Source organism: Arthrobacter sp. SLBN-100 (assembly GCF_006715305.1).
GTDB lineage: Bacteria > Actinomycetota > Actinomycetes > Actinomycetales > Micrococcaceae > Arthrobacter.
In genome coordinates this window covers 333,297-350,653 of record NZ_VFMY01000001.1, presented here as the reverse complement: position 1 = coordinate 350,653, position 17,357 = coordinate 333,297, and the positions used below count along the sequence as shown (strand labels likewise).

Sequence of the window (17,357 nt, the reverse complement as noted above, 5' to 3'; positions counted from 1 at the left end):
GCCGGGGGCTGGAGGGCCTTAGCCCTTGACCGCACCGGTGAGCATGCCTTTGGCGAAGTGCTTTTGCAGGAAGGGGTAAACAATGAGGATGGGCACGATGGAGACCACGAGGATGGCCATCTGCAGGGCTGCCTGCGGCGGCGGGATGGAGCCGTCGAGCGATTGCTGGTAGGTCTGGCCCTGCACCACGAAGGTGCGCAGAACGAGCTGCAGGGGCCATTTGGAGTTGTCGTTGAGGTAGAGGACGGCGTTGAAGAACGCGTTCCAGTAGCCCACCGCATAGAAGAGAGCGACGACGGCGATCACCGCGCGGGAGAGCGGGAGCACGATGCGGGTAAGGATGGTGAACTCCGAGGCGCCGTCAATCCGTGCACTGTCGATAAGTTCCTGTGGGATATCCATAAAAAAGGACCGCACCACGATCACATTGAAGGCGTTCACGCAGACCGGAAGGATCAGTGCCCAGTAGGAATCAATCAGCCCGAGTTCTTTCACCATCAGGTAGGACGGAATCAGTCCCGGAGCGAAAAGAAGGGTAAAGAGGACGGTCATCAACAGCGGTTTCGCGCCCAGGGTCTTGGGCCGTGCCAACCCGTATGCGAGGGCCACGGTCGTCATGATGCTGATGAGTGTGCCGACCAGGGTCACGCCGGTGCTGACCAGCACTGAGCGGGTGACAACCCCGCCGGAGAATATCTGCTGGTAGGCGGCGAAGGTGGGTTCGGTTGTCCACAGGACGAAGCCGCCGGCCTGCCGGACCGTCTCCTCATCGGACAGGCTTGTTGAAATGACCGCAATAAAAGGCAGAATCACCAGCACGCAGGCGATGGTCAGGACGATAGCCTTTAGGGCTTGCACGGCCGGGCTGGGCCTGCCCATCCACATCGGACGCTCGGTATCGGCAAGGCGCCGCTCCCGCGCCGAGGCTTTGCGCTTGCTAAGGGTGGAATTGGTCATGATTGGTACACGCCCCTTTCGCCGAACATGTGCGCGATTTTGTTGGCTCCGAGGACCAGTGCCAGGCCAACGATTCCCTTGACCAGTCCTACTGCGGTGCTGACACCCCACGCGCCACCGATGACGCCGTTGTTGAAGACGTAGGTATCCAGTACTTCCGAAACTTCCAGCCCGACGTGTTGCTGTTGGAGGATGATCTGCTCGAATCCGACAGTGAGTGCATCGCCCAGACGGAGGATGAGCAACAGGATGATCAGGCCGCGCAGGCCCGGAAGGGTAACGTGCCAGATCCGCCGCCAGGGAGAGGCCCCGTCCACTGCGGCGGCTTCGTGCAGGGACTGGTCGATTCCAGCCAGCGCCGCCAGGAAGAGGATAGTGGCCCACCCGGTGTCCTTCCAGATCACCTGGGATGTGATCAGCGCCTTGAAGAGGTCCGGGTTGCCGATGATCGACACTGTGGCCATGTCTGCCGAGCGGAGCATGGAATTCAGTAGTCCACCACCGCCGAGCATCTGCTGGAATATTGCCACAACGATGACCCAAGACATGAAGTGCGGCAGGTAGAGGATGCTCTGAACCCATTGCTTGACCCGATTGGATATAAGGCTGTTCAGGAGCAGAGCCAGTGCGATAGGTGCGGGGAAAACCAGCACTACCTGAAGCAACAGGATGATGAGCGTGTTGCCCAATGCCCTCATGAATGCCGCGTCGCCGTTGAAGAGAACGTTAAAGTTCTCGAATCCCACCCACGGGCTGTCCCAGATGCCAATGAACGGCTGGTAGTCCTTGAAGGCGATGACGTTCCCGAGGAGCGGCACGTAATGGAAAGCCAGGATCAGCAGGATGCCTGGTGCGGCGAGCAGCAGCAGAGGCCAGTCGGTGCGAAGCCTCGCCCTGAACGTGCTCTTATTCCTGGCGGGGCCACGAGCCTCGGGCTGTGGACCTGGCCCGGTTTGCTGATCCTGCGTACGCGCCGGATCAGCCAAGGAGGTTGTTTTGATGTTGGACATAGTTCCTGACGCCTTCGTTGGAGACGAGCTTTGCTGAACTGAGGGACGCGGCCCTGCCGCATCCAAGGAAAACCCTCAGTGTGAAATCGATATCACAGGTCACCGTAAAGCAGGCCGGCGTGTTGTTCAAGTCACACCGGCCTGCTTTAAGTGTTAGGGAATGACCGGGGTGTGTACCGGGATCCATATCCTCATGGTCGAGCTGCCGCGTTCGGCCCAGGAGTGGTACGGGACCAGTGCCACCCCGCACGTGGGACCAGCAGGCGTGTGATACTCGCCTGCGAAGGGCCACAAACGGTTTGATGTCTCCCGCTGCAGTGAGGCCAGTTGTACGGTGACGGTACCGTCCATTTCGCCTATGCCAGCCGTCGTGTCTATGTGTGCGTCCGACAGTTCCCAACCGGAGGGGAGGTCGACGGATTCCAGCGCGAAGACCTCCGGGCCGCGCTCGACGGCAACGCAGCCGCGAACAGCGTCAATCCGGTCATCGGGCCAGGAGAACCTGGGCTCCATAGGCAGCTTCAGACTGATTTCCTGCCCGGACAGGAAAGCCCTGGTGACTGTGGCTGTGCCCGGAACGGAAAGCTGCGCGCCCTCGCCGGCGTCCATCGTCGCTCCCATTGCCCAGCCGGGAACCCGCAGGCTGATGCTGACTGCCGAATCCGGCGCTTCGACCACGGTGATCTTGATGCTACCGGTGGTTGGGTAGTCGGTCTCCACATCCAGGACCAAGGCGCCGGGGCCCAGTTCGGCACGGATGCGTCCAGCCGCGTACTGGTGAATCTGTACTCCGTCTGCGTCCGTGGTTGCTACATAGGAGCTGAGGCTTGCCAGGGTCCGGGCGACGTTGGGCGGGCAGCAGGACACTTCGAACCATGCTTCACGGCCGCTGGACCCTCCGCGGATACAGACGCCGTCCTCGTTCAGTGGTGCTTCCCCCGCCGTGGAGCGCTGGTGCAGGGTGTTGGCGTAGAAAAAGGACTTGCCGTCGGCCGAGGGGGAAGTTGCCAGGATGTTGAACAGGGTCCGCTCGATCAGGTCCGCATATTGCGGGTCACCGGTTGCCAGCAGCAGGCGCCAGCTAAACATGACGGAGGCGACGCCTGCGCATGTTTCGCAGTATGAGCGGTCCGGCGGGAGCACGAAGTCTTCCCCGTAGGCCTCGTCCATGTGGTGCGAGCCCATCCCGCCGGTGATGTAGGTGCGGCGGGCGACGGTGTTCCGCCATTGGAGCTTCAGGGCATCCAGGAGCTCCGTGTCGTTGGTTTCAACCGCAACATCGACGGCGCCGGCGGCGAGGTACAGGGCACGGACGGCATGGCCTCGCAGGACGGTGGCCGCGCGGACGGGCATGTCGTCCTGCCAATAGGCCTGGCCGAATTCAAACAGGGGCAGCGTTCCAGTGCCTCTGCGCTCGATGAAGGTCTTGGCCTGGTCCAGGTAGCGCCGTTCGTCCGTGACCCGGAACAGCTCCACGAGGGCGACCTCGATCTCGGCGTGCCCGCACACTTTCTCCAGCCCCTCGGGGCCGAACATGGTGCAGACGTGGTCGGCCAGTTTCCGTGCGACGTCCAGCAGCTTTGTCGCCCCGGTGGCACGGTGGTTGGCTACTGCGGCCTGAATAAGATGGCCGAAACAGTAGAGTTCATGGCCCCACTTGAAATCCGAGTAGCGGGGCTGCTGCCAGGGCCTGCCAAATAAGGTGTGGAGGTAGCCGTCGGGATCCTGGGCTTCGGCCAGCTTATCGATGAATGCCTCCAGAACCTCGTCGAGTTCGGTTGCGCCGGAGCGGGCATGTTCCCAAGACATGGCTTCGATGAGCTTATAAATTTCTGAGTCGGCGAATTCGCGTCCTCGGTGCTCGTACTTTTCCTTGCCAGCCGCCTTCTCAAGGTTGCCCAACCAGTCAAGCCGGGTGACCCAGGAGACGCCATGGGGAATGATGGCGGCACGGTTCAGTTCCTGGCGTTCCCCCCAGAAGCCACGCGACAGGGATACAGCCGGCAGGGGCAATGGCGAAAGAACACCCGTCGAGGGGGCGACCGGGAACGTTTCTGTTGCGGGAGCGTGGACGGATTGCATAGGACCTCCATGCCGCTTCAACGCGGCGGACTAAATTTTCGACAATGTTTGCGGAACGGGAAATTACGGTATTGCTAGGCCGACCTCGCCGGATGTTCGGCGGCGAGTTGGGTGACACCGAAGACAGGGGCTCGGGTAACAGGGCGGACATCGGTTATTCCGTCCTTGGCCAAGGCGTCACGGAAGGCTGATTGAAGCCGCGGTACGTGCATGCCAAGGCCTCCGCCCAGAACGACTGGTCCGGTAATGCCCAATTGAGACAGTGTCTGCGTTGTCATATCAGCGAGATCCTGCCCGGCACGGTCAAGCATCTTCTGACTGGGGAGGTGTCCGGCGTCGGCGGCGTCTACTACCAGACGTGCCTGCTGCGCCCAGTACCGGCGTCCGGTGCCCGCCGAATGGAACAGGGCGATCAGTTGATTCGGATGATCCAGATCGCATGCGACGAGAAGGCTCCGGGTGAGGGCGTCCGCTTCGTAGCCTTGGTTCATTCTGCGCAGGCTGTGGCGGACAGCTTCCCGACCGAGCCAATATCCGCTTCCTTCGTCTCCCAGCAGGTATCCCCAACCCCCTGCCCGTGCCTCCACTCCGCGCGGATTACGCCCCCAGGCCGCTGACCCCGTCCCGGCGATGACGGCGACTCCGCTGCTGACACAGCCTGCTGCCAGCAGCAGCCGCGAGTCATGGACGATGGTGGTCAGGGCCTTCGGTGCGAAAGGGGCAATGAGAGCTTTTAGAGCTTCGGCATCGGCTTCCGTGTCGATTCCGCCGGCACCGGCGTATACCTGCACAACGTTTCCGTAGCCAATATCCGCGAAAAGCTCCGCGAGGTGGGCCTGGGCAGCTTCCCGGCTGACGTTCTGGACGTTGGCACTGCCGGCGATACTGTCGGCGACAGGCAGGCCATTTTCGAACCGCACGCCGTGAGTCTTGGTGCCACCGATATCCAAACCGATCAAGGCGCCTGTTGCGCCGCTGGCCGTAGGGATCCCGTCGGCGGTGAACAGGGAATTCGCTGAGTTGGTCATATCATGCCTGAGGTGTCGTTACGGCTTGGTCGAAGGGTGGGCGGGCCGTCAATGGGTATCCCTTCCTGAATCCCTGTGGTGGCGACGAAGGCAACCAGCGGCTCCGTGCTGCCTGCCCGTAACGTAATAGGGCTTTCATTGGCTCCGGCAAAAGCGCTGTCGCCTTTCCCCAGCTCCAATGTCTGCAGCCTGGTGCCTAGCAGGCCACTGCCGGAGGCCACCAGGACAATCACCGGAAGCACTGCTGGAAGCTCCATGTTTGGGGCTCCGGGTTCCAGCTCAATCCGCTGCAATTGGAACTCGTCGAAGGGGGGTTTCCAGATCAGGTGCCCTTCTGCGGGAGAAGTTGCGGCAAGTCTTGGAACGGGCAGGGGCGTGAAGTCGACTGTTCTCAACAGTTCGTCAACGTCAATATGCTTGGCGGTTAGTCCGCCGCGCAACACGTTGTCGGAGGAAGCCATGACTTCGATGCCTAAACCGTGCAGATAGGCGTGAATGTTCCCGGCAGGCAGGTATATCGCCTCGTTTGGACGAAGGGAAACCCTGTTCAGCATCAGGGATATCAAAACCCCGGGGTCCCTCGGGTACGCTTCACTGAGCTCCAGTGCTGTTTTCAAAGCCGCGGTATACGGACCCTCGGGAATCCTCGAGCCCAGCAGCGCCGCCACGGCGTCAACCGCACGGGAGACTTCATCGCCGCCCCTGATCAGTCCGGTGAAGGTTTGCCGGATGGCAGTTGGTTCATCGGCGCCGGCAAGGGTGGAGCTGGCCTGCTGCAGGACCTCGAGGATTTCGGCCCCTGTCTCCCTGAAAAGGGTCACGAGCGCGTCGAAAATCGCTTTGGCCTCAGTTGCAGGGCGAAACCCGCACAAAGCCTCGAAGTCCGTGAGGGCCACAATCATCTCGGGCTTGTGGTTAGGGTCCTTGTAGTTGCGTGTTTGGGCATCCTTCGGGACGCCGAGGGCATCTTCGGCTGCGAAGCCGGACGCGGCCTGTTCCCGTGTCGGGTGTACCTGAAGTGACAGTGGAGATTCGGCAGCCAGCACCTTCATCAGGAACGGCAGTGTGCTCCCGAAGGCGGCGTGGCTGTCCGGCCCCAGCATGCCTTCCGGGTCAGCCTCTATCAATTTATCCAGGCGTCTGTGACAGCTGTCCAGGAGTGCCTCTGACGGCGCTCCTGGATGGGCGCCGATCCACATCTCCGCCTCAGGGGCACCTGAGGGTGTGCGGCCAAGGTAGTCAGCGATAAGTGTCGTGGAACCCCAGGCGTAATCCCTGATCCGGTTGTTCAGTTTGTACATAGCTTCTTCTCTCGAAATCAGGAACCGCATGCTCAGAGGGATGAGCGGTGGGAGGAAGTCGTCAACCATTGGGTTTCACCGCTCAGGCGTGACCGAGGGGTAGGCCCCTATGCAGCTTGTACCGTGAAGGTCATTGCGGAGGGATGTCCATTGGGCGTGGTAGCGGTGAGGAATAAGTACCCGGATGGGTCCCACTTCGTCTCGAAGCCCTTACCGGAGTCCAGGCAGCGGAGGGTGATTTCCTGTCCGGCCCAACGGGGCAGGTGCAGGGTCAGTTCGTTCTGTGCGTGACCGCGCTGCCAGACGGTCACCAGGTCCCTTTCGGAAGCCCGGAGTCCCACGGATAACCACTGGTCATTCCACAGGGGTATTCCTGACGGATAGAACGCGGTGGACGCTTGGATCTCCGGAAGTATTTCCTTGTGCAGGGAGACGGCTTCGCGTACCAGCGCCAGCTGGCCGGTTGTCATCCTGTCGAGGAAGCCCGAGAGGCACATCCGGCCGAGCATCCCGGTGGCCATGGTGAAGCGGATTTCCTCATCGTCCATTTCGGGCTGAGGGTAGGCCCAGTTGGCTGCCTGCTCGGGGAGGACACTGAAGAAGGCGTTGGCGGCGATGGGCGGATACAGCAGCGGATCCTGCTGGTCCGAGGTCGACTGAAGGTCAAGGCGTGCCAGCAGCGCATAGTCCTGCCGCATCGCACCGGAGGCACAGTTTTCAATGATTACCTGGGGATGGCGTGCTTTCACGCCGTCCAGCCAGTCAAGGTAGGCCCGATTATGTCCGAGCAGGCCGGCGCCGGAGGAGCTGGCGCCGAGGTCAGTTCCGGTACCGGCGGTGATGTTGTAGTCGAGCTTGAAATAGACCGTGTTGAAGTCGGCCACGAGCCGGTCCACCGTCTCATCAAGGTGGGCTCTCGCTGCCGGATGCCTGAAGTCCAAGTGGTACCGGCCGTGTTCTACTACCCGGACACCACGGCGCTGAAGGAATGCCTCTTTGGGGAGCGAGGCTGCCATGGTGCTTCGGACGCCCACCACTTCCGGTTCCAGCCAGAGCCCGACGCCCATGCCTGCGGAGCTGATGGCGTCGGTGACTTCCGAAAGGCCTTTGGGGAATCGTGCAGTGGAGGATTGCCACTCCCCAACGGCGTCCCACCAGTCGGTTGTGTCGTCGTACCAGCCGGCGTCAATGCAGAAGATGTCAGCACCGGCTTCAGCAGCGGCTGTGATCAGCGGGAGGAGTTTGTCGGTGCTCGGATCCCCCATCAGGGTGTTCATGAAGTCGTTGTAGATCACGGGCGGCCGGCCCGAAAAAATGTGGCCCCGCAGTGCCCGGCGGTGTGCGGTCATCTGGGCAAGCGCCCCATGCAAGCCGTCCCGGCTGACGGCCAGGGCGGCTGGGACGGTAGTGAATTTGTCGCCGGGCTCCAGGGCATGGAGCCAGTTGTGTTGATCATCTGTCGGCCCGAGCAGGGCGAGGTCGAGGGCGTCACGGGTCTCGCTCAGTTCCCATGCCCATCCCCCGTTGTGTTCGACCTGCCACATCCAGCACCACTGGTTGTCGGCGTCAACCAGGGCCGCGGTGGGCAAAGGCCCCCCGGTGGACCAGGACGAGGTCGAAGCGCGAAGCAGATGCCCGCGCTGGTCCTGTTCGTGAAGGCCCAGGTTGAGGTCAGGCAGGGACCGGCGCAGGTCCTCCAAGGTCCATTGGTTTTCGCCCAGCCACTGTGAGGTGGCCGAGGCGAGTTGCAAAGTTGTGGCCTCGGCAGGCCGGTGTCCGGCCAGGAGTGGGAGGGCCAGGGTGGTGACGGCCTGAAGCGCGACGCGTTTGCGTCCGTTGTTGCGGAGGGTCGTCACGGCCTGTACCGTGCTTGCGCCGTTGGCCGCGCGGAGGACAGTTTCTGCTTCCAGCCCAGTTTCCGCGTCACGCTGGAGCACCCTGAGGATGTACCAGATGCCCTTCGATGCGGCGGTGTGACTGACGTACCTAAGGCGTTTACCGACGGTGGATTCCGCGTACCGTTGGCTGGTTCTGGCTCTTCCCTCCTCCACTGTGAGGATTTCCACAAGCGCAGGGCCGGACGCCAGCGGTGACGAGGCGGCCTCGGCTGGGTGCAGGTAGGCGATGCCGACAGGGCTTTCGTTGCCGGCATGAAGCGCGAGATGCAGGGTGCCGTTTGACCATGAAATAAGACCGGGTTCCATTGTTATGCCATCCTCACCAGGTCGGCCAGGCCGACAGGGAACCGCTGGTGGGCTGCTGTGGCGTAGCGTTCGATTTCGTCGATTGCGTAGGCCGCCAGCCGGTGCAGCTCGGTACCCATCGAACCGGCAATATGGGGAGTCAGCAGTACGTTGGGAAGGGTGTACAACGGATGGCCGGCGGGCAATGGTTCCGGGCTGGTCACGTCCAGGAAAGCATTCAGCCGGCCTGATTCCAGCTCATGGATCAGTGCGTTGTGGTCCACAAGTTCCCCCCGGGCGGTGTTGATGAGTGTCGAGCCGTCCTTCATAGCGGCAAGCTGGGCAGGGCCGATCATGTTAAGGGTTTCTGGCAGAACCGGCGCATGCAGAGACACGATGTCACTGCAGCTCATAAGCTCGTCCAGGCTTACCCGGCGGGCCCCCAGCCGCAGCGCCTCGGCGTCGCTGATCGTGGGGTCATACACGGTGACATCAAAATCGAAGGGCCGCAGGCGCTCGAGAACCAGCCTTCCGATGGTGGACGCCCCGATGATCCCGATGGCCCGCTCGTAGTTGCCCGTGTCCGGGAACTCCAGTTCCCGGTCAATTTTGGTTTGGCGCTGCGTGTAGAGGTGGCTGGCAGCAATTGTTGACTTTCCCGCCAGGAGGATGAGGCCAAGGGTGTACTCGGCCACCGGCAATGCGTTGGCCTCTGCAGCCGTTGTCACTGTGATGCCCCGTTCCCAGCATTCAGGCAGGACATGGCCCTTGACGCTTCCACCTGCGTGGGCAATAAGCCTGAGCCGGGGCATACGGGCAAGAACGGTTGCGTCGACGCGGGGAGAGAACCAGCCCGTGAGGAGAACATCAACATCTCCGATGGCCTCATCGGGCGTGGCATTGAAGTCCTGAATGACCAGGCTGAAGTCGCAGTCACAGATCGATTCGAGCCGGCTGCGGAGACGTTTGGAAAAAAGGGCGTCCCGCAGGTCAGCGTCCTGCATCGCCAGGGCCACTTTGGGCCTGAACCGAGGCGTTTTTGGCACGGCGGTGCTGTGCAGTGCTGCATTCAATTGATGTCCTCATCCCAATGGTTGTCGAGCCATGCCCGGACGGACCCTAGTGCGACGTCCAGTTGAGCGGCCTGCGGATACCAGGCTTTTTCCCACTCAAGAGTGACCGGGCCGCAGTAACCGTGGCGGACCAGCAACTGGCCAAACTCCTCGGTCGGCAAGGAACCCTTGCCGATGGGCAGCGGTGTACTGCTGGCGGGCATGTCGGCGTCCTTGATCTGGACGCAGCCGCGACCGGTCGCCAGCCAGGGCGCGAGGGTTTTCCACGTCTCTTCCAGCTGTTCGCCTACACGCCAGGGATGCAGCACATCCCATACCACCCCCACTGGTCCGTCCACGCGGTGGAGGATCCCGGCGATGTCCTTGCCTGTGGGATGCGAATCGTGAGTCTCCAGCACCGGCAGGACGCCGAGGTCCGCGGCGTATGAGGTGACGGCACTGAGCCTCCCTGCCGCCCGGTCATCCACTTCTTCACGGGATTCCACCAGGGGCGGGACGTCGGTGAAGGCGGCAGGTCCGGTATCTGCTCCGGGGAATACCCGGACCATCGGTGCCCCGAGGTCTCTAGCGAAGGCGATTGCCTGGGTGAGCCCGGCGAGGACGGCTTCATCGGACCCCGGGGCCGCTACCTTCACGTAGCTCGCGATGGCCGTTACCTGCACTCCTGCTGCCTCAATCTGGCGTCGGAGGTCGTCCCGGGCCGGTACGCCCATGTGTGGGTCGGCGATTTCCCCTGCAGCGAGCCGGAGTTCGATGCCAGGGATGCGGTGTTGTTGCAGCCAGGCCAGGACGACGTCCAGGGGTATTCCGGGTGCGCCCAGCGTTGAGGCTGACGGCGTGATCATGTTGTTCCTCTTGTTTGAAAGGGTCAGCCCTTGAGGCCTGCGCTGGCCATGCCCTCAACGAAGCGTTTCTGGGCAAAGATGAACAGGATGATCATGGGCAGCGTGGCAAGCGTGGCGCCGGCCATAAGGTAGGGCCACTGCACGTTGAGCGGATCCTGCGAGAAGATAGCAAGCCCTACCTGAAGGGGCCGGAGCTCATCCGAGTTGGTGACGATGAGGGGCCACAGGAAGCTGTTCCAGGCCGCTTCTATCTGGAAGACGCCGATGGTGACCAGAGCGGGCTTGACCAGGGGCGTCATGATGCGGAAGAAAATCCCGAACTCTCCAAGGCCGTCCACACGAGCTGCATCCGCCAGTTCGGAAGGAAGCGTGACGTAGAACTGGCGGGCAAGGAAGGTGTAGAGCGGTGCGATCGCCAAGGGAATGATCAGCGCCCACCAGGTGTTGAGCCACCCAGTCCCGCCCATCCCAAAGATGTCGTTCCCACCGAAGAGCGGGATGGACTTCACCAGGAGGAACATGGGCACCAAAATGATCTGGAAGGGAACCATCATCAAGGCGATGAAATAGTTCAGGATCCCCTTCGCGCCGCGGATCGGAGCTTTTGCCAAGGCGTATCCGGCCATGGTGCAGAAGATCAAAGTCAGGGCTGTCTGCCCGACCGTGAGCACCAGGCTGTTCCAGAAATACCGAAGGAACGGCGCTGCGTCCATGGCTTCCACGAAGTTGGACCAGTGGAATTCCTTGGGCAGCCAGGTGAACGTTCCGACCTCGCCGGTTGATTTGAGCGCGGTGAGGATCATCCAGATGAACGGGCCAACCATGAGCAAACTGCCCAGTGAGAGTACAACGTAGAGGACAACGCGCCCCGGCGTTAGTTTCGTCTTAACCATCCTGGTTCTTCCTTTGCGAACGACCACCCAGGTATATGAAGGCAGCGACGAGTATGAGCATGATGACCGTTTCGGCCGAGGCATAGCCCAGCCGGAGGCCTTCGAAGGCGTTGTTGTAGATGTCGAAGGTCAGCACGGTCGTGGAATTGACCGGACCGCCCTTGGTCATGACGAAGACGAGGTCGAAGACCTGGAAGGTCTGCACGATTGCGGTGATCAACACGAAGTAATGGGCCGGTCCCAAGGCTGGCCAGATCACGTTGCGGAAAACCTGCCAGCGGTTGGCGCCGTCCAGGTTTGCGGCCTCCAACAGTTCCTTGGATACGCCCTGAAGGGCGGCCAGATAGACGATCATCTTTGCACCAAGTCCTTGCCAGATGCCGACGGCGATCAAGGCGGGCAGGGCTGTGGCGGGGTCATTCAACCACTCGGACCGGGTGAGTCCGAACAGGCTTCCGACAGCGTTGGCAAGGCCTGCGCCAGGGTGGTAGATCCACAGCCACACTGATGCGACAGCCACAGTTGCGGTCACGACGGGGAGGTAATAGACCGTCCTGAAGAACCCCAGACCGCGGATCTTTTGGTTCAGGCCCAACGCGATGATCAAAGCCAACCCCATGGACAGGGGAACCACGGCGAGGGTGTAGAGGATGGTGTTGCGGAACGCCGCTTGGAACCGGGTGTCCTGGAACAGCTCCACGTAGTTCTCCGTGCCGATCAACTGCCAGGCGCCAGAGAAATCGTAGTTCGTGAAACTCAGGAAGATTGCTGCGAGGGCCGGTACGGCGAGAAAGAATGTTGAATGCAGCAGGGCTGGTGCCAGGAGCAGCCAGCCGGCGCGGGACTGCTGGCGGGTAAGACGTGACTTCCGCCCCGCAGGGCGCGCGGCGCGGGTGTTAGCCGCCCCCGCCGCGCGCACCGCTGGTTTGGTCTCTTTGAGAGTGCTCACTTTGACTGCTGCTCCAGAGCCTTGAGCGTTTCCTCGACTGACTTCTTGCCCAGAAGGGCATCGTCAAGGCTTGTTCCAAACGTCCCACGCAATTCGAGCCAGTTGGCGGCTCCGCCCTCAAACTTGGCGTCGTCGAGGTTTGCGGCCACGAAAGTGCTCGCGGGGTTGGACTTTACGACCGGCGACTCCGCGGCGTCCTTGCCTGCTGGTACCGCGAAGTTCAGAGTCGCGATGCCGGCTTCAGCCTCTGGCTTGCTGAGCTCCTGGATGAAGTCCCACGCCGCTGACTTAAGCTTGCTGCTCTTACCCACGGAGGCAAGCTGGCCGCCGGTGAACATGGAGCCTTCCTTGTCTTCGACGTTGAAGTAGACGAGGTCGTCACAGACGGCCTTGCCTACGCCCTTGTCGGAGCAGTCGATATATCCGCCGGTGAATCCCATGGCAGCTTCGCCCGTGTTGACCAGCGGGGATTTCGCGGCGTTCTGTGCGCCGTACTTCTGCACGTTGTTCACCATGCTCTTCATCCATTCAAGGGTCTGAACGCCCTCGGAACCGGCGAACTCTGCCTCGCCGTCGGTGTTGTACAGGGGCTTGCCCAATGAACCGAGCAGAGCAACAAAGTCCTGGCGGTAGCCACCCGGCGCGGCCCAGAAGTCAAAGCCTGCCTGGGTGATGTTCCCAGCGGCATCTTTGACGGTGAGCTTCTCGGCAGCGGTCTTGATTTCGGCCATGGTTGTAGGCGGCTTTGATGGATCAAGACCCGCCTTCTCGAAGAGTGATTTCCGCAGAGCCAAAGGCTTGGGCCCGGCGATCAACGGAACGGCGTAGACCTTGTCCTTGTATTCTGAGGCCGGAACGAGGGCGGGATTGGTCGATTCCCCGAGCGATTCAGCGGTGGCGCCAAACGTTGAAAGGTCTTCAAAGACGTTCTTGGCGGCAAACGGAGGCACCCAGCCGATTCCGGTCACCAGGACGTCGTAGCCCTGGCCTCCAGCAATGGAGGTGGAGATTTTCTGGTTGAGGGTGTCGAAGGTGGCAAAGTCAGGCTCGACAGTTACCTGCGGATACTTCGTCTTGAAGGATGCCACTACCTTCTCAAGCTCGGCTTTACCCTCGTTGCTGGCTGGGTAGCTGGGAACCAGCACCCGTAGAGTCCCTGTCACTTCCCCGGGGTTGGAAGCCGGGGCAGTAGATGTACCGCCGGAGCCGCAGGCTCCAAGGGCCAGGGTGCCAGCGACTGCCAGCGCGAGAAATCCTGCACGTCGACGTGCCATATCAAATCCTCCTGATGTAGCCACCCGGCGTTGGATGGCGCTGCAACGAGTGTATGATATCGATATCAGAGGCGCAAGTCACAGCCTCATTTCATAGGATGATGAGATGTGAAGCGGCTCCCCTCCCCAGCAACGATGCCGCAGACAGTGAATGGAAGTTATGGAACAGCAAAGGCGCAAACCCCGAAGTGTAGCGGTCATGGCTGCTTTGGAAACGATCGGGGACACCCTCCTGCTGCAGATCCTGTTCCTGCTCGTGAGCCTTCCCCTTTTTACTATGGTTCCTGCGGCCGTTGCCTTGCAGCGTGCGCTGCGCAAAACAGTCATCGAAGAGCGCGCCGGGGTGGCCCGCTCGTTCTTTCGGGAGTTCTCGTGGGCCTGGCCCCGTGTTGGATACTTGGGCCTGGCCGTCCCGGTAGCCATGGCAGCAGCTGTCTTCTCCATACTCTTCTGGCTTGCAACGCCAGGGGTTCCCGGTCTGCTGGCCCTGTGCGTGATTATCCCGATTTGCGGCATCGGGGCCGCGGCGTACGTGGCACTGTTGGCAGCGTCCATGCTTGCAGAGGATGACGTCACCGGCCGGGAACTTGTGAGATCTATTCGGAGTTTGATGCTGGCTAAGTCCCTGCCCCTTGCCGGCTGCGTGGTTGTCTTTAGCACCTGGCTGCTTCTGGCCTTCCGCCTGCCGACTTTGATTCCGCTAGGCAGCGGATTAGTTCCTGCCCTTCTCGCCTGGCTGCTCGTCCGCCAACAAATGGGCGCCCCGAACGGCGCCACGGGATAACCTTCCCCATAGAGCTCAAATTGGAACGGCAAGGACTGACATGAGAATTACGAAAGATTCCCGCCAACCGGTGATCGCCGACGTGGCCCGTCTTGCGGGTGTCTCCGTACCAACAGTCTCGCGCGTTTTAACCGGAAACATCCCGGTCAGCGAGGAGCGACGCCAGAGGGTGCTGGCTGCAATCGAAGAGCTGAATTACCGACCGAGCTCACTAGCCAGAGCGCTCAAGAGCGGCGAACGATCGATGATCGCGATCTTTGCTGCCAGCACTTCCACCTTTGGCTACGCCAATACGCTGGCCGGCATAGAGGAGGTGGCGCAGGGAGCAGGCTACTCCGTCGTGATATCGGCCGTGAAATCTTCGGAAGACCCGGACGTGAAAGCCGCGCTCGAAATAGCCCTGCAACAGCAGCTAGCGGGGATCATCGTCCTCGACTTCGATCCCTCAGGCGCAGAGGTGCTCAAGCAACTGCCGAAGAGCATACCCACTGTCGCCGCATCCGGGTTCTCAGCTGGCCAGCCCGGCTTTCCCTACGCGTTCATTGATGAGTACGCAGCCGGACGCGAGGCGACGCAACACCTGCTCGACCTGGGACACTCAACAGTCCACCACCTGGGCCTTTATCCTCTGACACAATTCTCGGGGCGATACCAAGGATGGCACGACGCACTCTCTGACGCCGGCATCAAGCCGCCCCCTGTACTCGAAGCCTCGCGCGCTCCGAGATCGGGCTACGAGCAAGGACTTCGGATCGCCGCCGATCCAGGAATAACAGCTGTCTTTTGCTCAAATGACGGACTCGCTCTCGCAGCCCTCCGCGCACTCACCGAAAAGGGAGTAGCGGTTCCCGACCAAGTATCCATCATCGGTTGGGACAACCAGCCCTTCAGCGAGTTCACATGGCCCGCCCTGAGCACAGTCGCCCCCGACTTCAAGGACCTCGGTGTTAGAGCCTTCCGTTTGCTCCAACAGCAGCTGTCCGGAGCGGAGGACATTGCCGACTCAACGGTCCGACCCCAACTTCTGGAAAGAGAATCCACTGCCGCACCAGGGCGGCGGCCAGTAGGCTCCCCCTCCCAGTGAGCGCCGTACAGGGCAACTGCCGGTACGTCCGCAGGCGAACGTGACCCCTATGTAACTGGGCTCAGGTCCGGAACCAACTCAAGCGAAATGGTCCAGTTAGGCCACGCTTCAACCTGACGTCACCCGGCGATGTGAAGGGTGTCCGGGTGTCGGGCTGGGCTCGTCTCTTCATTTTCTGACGCCGGGAGCAAGGAACTCATGTACCCGAACCTGACACTGGATACCGCCCAACTGCCAGTCCAACAAAGCAGAAATAGCTGCGAACGCTGTCCACACCTCCCCTGGCAGGACAAATCCACGACCACAACTCCCCCGCGCAAAGCGGCCTTCCAAAACTTCTACCCGCCGGAGAGTTTCGTCATGTCGTTCCCGCACCCCAAAGCCATGAACAGTTGTTGGCCAGCCAGGAGCAACCCGAGAGAACCGGAGCGAGGAACCACCCACACCCATACACAGCAGGCGGAGGGCACCAGCCAGGACCTTGAACCCGCCACCCCACACACCTGAACAGGGCCCCGGCGGCCAGGCCCAGCCCGCGCACCAGCGTCAGAGGGACGCCACCACAAGCTTTGTACACACGTCTAAAGCAAAAACCCCCTCTGACGAGGGGGTTTGCGTGCCCAAGGTGGGACTCGAACTGCATTCCAGCCCCTGCAAACATTGGGAACCCGCGGAAACATGCGGAATTCGGACCTATCCGCTCCAAGATACGACCCGTTCCGAAGCCCCAAGTGTGGACGTTGTCCACACTGGGCAATGGGCCGTTCCGCGACATTCCGAGACGGCAACTCCCGTCCCCCGGGAAACGCGGTTTCTCTTTGCGCTGGGGAGAATGGGGCTGCGCACCGGCTCGCCGCGTCCGAGATTACTGGTGACGCCGCCCGCGCCGGATAGATCATGAGATGGGAGGCCTGCCCAACAAAGAAGCACTTCGCGGCGCCGGCACTCTCTCTTCACACATCCTACGAGGTTCTTTGCCGTCGCACGCGTGACCAGGCCAAAGTGATGCATTTCTTCGACCGCGGGCAGTCAACTACCCGGTCCACCCGTCGAACCGGGCAACCAGGCGTGGCCAGCGCCCCTGGGCCTGGACAGTCAACCGGCTGGTGCCACCACATCCTCCAGCACCGACCTGTCGAAAAAACGGACCTCGCCCGTTGCCTCGAAGAACACTGGGACGACGGATGTACTCGGGTCCTTGGACGTTTCGTAGATCTCAGCCGCACTCCCGTGCTTCCTGGCAATAGTTCCAACCAGTTCGGTACCGCGCACCCGAACAGTTCGATATTTGTAGCTCATGGTGACCCCTTCGTCGGCTAGGGCAAACCCTACTCCTCGAAGTACCGAAGGGCGGGAAATCGGAGGGCGCTGTCGCGACCCCTATTGGTGCCGGCCTGGGCGCCGGGCTCGCAAGCAAGCCAAGTCACCGGGGCCACGACCAGGCACCCCAAGGAAGAGCGGGCATCCGCCGCGCAGGTTGCCGCTACCTCAGTGACTCGCGGACAGGTTCGCAATTCGGCACAAGCATGGAAACCTTTAGGCTGAATTGCCAGCACGACGATTTAACAATATTCGGACGTATCCTCGTACATTAGTCGGCTATAAGCTCGAAACGTCGTCAACCTCCATACCCCGGAACAAGTCCAACTCAAGGGCCGCTGAGCAATCGCGCTGTCCGCCCCGCATTCGATCCGCGTTCGAAGGCGCCGGAAGAGGTTGAATACGGTGAACAGGTGAAGCAGGCTACCCATTGCCGGGTCTCGAGCCGATTCATGGGCAGGTAAACCGCCGATGGAACATGCCATGAGCTCTTGCATGACTGGGAGTCCACACATCTCACCCATCAGCCCACCATGGCTCAATCTTGCCGTCTTTGACTGATTCCAGGTCCAGC

Annotated in this window: 14 protein-coding genes; 2 read left to right on the top strand and 12 right to left on the bottom strand. The window is 61.4% G+C overall.

Features of this window, described 5'->3' with window-relative positions; all coding sequences use genetic code 11:
* Positions 1–18: 18 nt before the first annotated feature.
* The 11 genes from FBY31_RS01525 to FBY31_RS01475 form a co-directional block, all read right to left on the bottom strand.
* Positions 19–957 carry a carbohydrate ABC transporter permease gene (locus FBY31_RS01525; RefSeq protein ID WP_142036058.1) on the bottom strand — a complete coding sequence of 313 codons (939 nt, stop codon included), beginning with the start codon at positions 955–957 and terminating at the stop codon, positions 19–21.
* Complete coding sequence (locus tag FBY31_RS01520; protein WP_142036055.1) at positions 954–1,967, bottom strand: ABC transporter permease; 1,014 nt, start codon at positions 1,965–1,967, stop codon at positions 954–956. Before FBY31_RS01520 ends, FBY31_RS01525 begins: the two co-directional genes overlap by 4 nt.
* 153 nt (positions 1,968–2,120) lie before the next feature.
* Positions 2,121–4,049, bottom strand: coding sequence for a glycoside hydrolase family 127 protein (locus FBY31_RS01515; RefSeq protein WP_142036052.1), 1,929 nt, complete (start codon positions 4,047–4,049; stop codon positions 2,121–2,123).
* A 74-nt stretch (positions 4,050–4,123) separates the two neighbouring features.
* On the bottom strand, positions 4,124–5,077 hold the full coding sequence (locus FBY31_RS01510) for an N-acetylglucosamine kinase (RefSeq protein ID WP_142036049.1): 954 nt from the start codon (positions 5,075–5,077) through the stop codon (positions 4,124–4,126).
* Complete coding sequence (manA, locus tag FBY31_RS01505; protein WP_142036046.1) at positions 5,074–6,378, bottom strand: mannose-6-phosphate isomerase, class I; 1,305 nt, start codon at positions 6,376–6,378, stop codon at positions 5,074–5,076. The genes FBY31_RS01510 and manA overlap by 4 nt, the downstream gene beginning before the upstream one ends.
* Positions 6,379–6,485: 107 nt before the next feature.
* Positions 6,486–8,582, bottom strand: coding sequence for a glycoside hydrolase family 36 protein (locus tag FBY31_RS01500; protein ID WP_142036043.1), 2,097 nt, complete (start codon positions 8,580–8,582; stop codon positions 6,486–6,488).
* Positions 8,583–8,584: 2 nt separating this feature from the next.
* Positions 8,585–9,634, bottom strand: a complete 1,050-nt coding sequence (locus tag FBY31_RS01495) for a hydroxyacid dehydrogenase (protein WP_235012866.1) — start codon at positions 9,632–9,634, stop codon at positions 8,585–8,587.
* A complete protein-coding gene (locus tag FBY31_RS01490) occupies positions 9,631–10,479 on the bottom strand; it encodes a sugar phosphate isomerase/epimerase family protein (RefSeq protein WP_142036040.1) in 849 nt (282 codons plus the stop codon). Before FBY31_RS01490 ends, FBY31_RS01495 begins: the two co-directional genes overlap by 4 nt.
* Positions 10,480–10,502: 23 nt before the next feature.
* Positions 10,503–11,372 (bottom strand): carbohydrate ABC transporter permease, encoded by an 870-nt coding sequence (locus tag FBY31_RS01485; RefSeq protein WP_142036037.1) that lies wholly within the window; start codon positions 11,370–11,372, stop codon positions 10,503–10,505.
* The gene (locus FBY31_RS01480; RefSeq protein ID WP_200833284.1) at positions 11,365–12,321 is read right to left on the bottom strand and encodes a carbohydrate ABC transporter permease; all 957 of its coding nucleotides are present in this window, start codon (positions 12,319–12,321) and stop codon (positions 11,365–11,367) included. The genes FBY31_RS01485 and FBY31_RS01480 overlap by 8 nt, the downstream gene beginning before the upstream one ends.
* On the bottom strand, positions 12,318–13,595 hold the full coding sequence (locus FBY31_RS01475; protein ID WP_142036035.1) for an extracellular solute-binding protein: 1,278 nt from the start codon (positions 13,593–13,595) through the stop codon (positions 12,318–12,320). The genes FBY31_RS01480 and FBY31_RS01475 overlap by 4 nt, the downstream gene beginning before the upstream one ends.
* A 199-nt stretch (positions 13,596–13,794) precedes the next feature.
* On the opposite strand from FBY31_RS01475, the gene FBY31_RS01470 reads away from it, so the two are divergent.
* Positions 13,795–14,379 (top strand): DUF624 domain-containing protein, encoded by a 585-nt coding sequence (locus FBY31_RS01470; RefSeq protein ID WP_160142416.1) that lies wholly within the window; start codon positions 13,795–13,797, stop codon positions 14,377–14,379.
* Positions 14,380–14,419: 40 nt separating this feature from the next.
* Positions 14,420–15,463 carry a LacI family DNA-binding transcriptional regulator gene (locus FBY31_RS01465; RefSeq protein WP_142036028.1) on the top strand — a complete coding sequence of 348 codons (1,044 nt, stop codon included), beginning with the start codon at positions 14,420–14,422 and terminating at the stop codon, positions 15,461–15,463.
* A gap of 1,095 nt (positions 15,464–16,558) precedes the next feature.
* Here FBY31_RS01465 and FBY31_RS01460 read toward each other — a convergent pair.
* Entirely contained in the window at positions 16,559–16,762 is a 204-nt protein-coding gene (locus FBY31_RS01460) for a hypothetical protein (RefSeq protein WP_142036025.1), read from the bottom strand.
* Between the last annotated feature and the right edge of the window lie 595 nt (positions 16,763–17,357).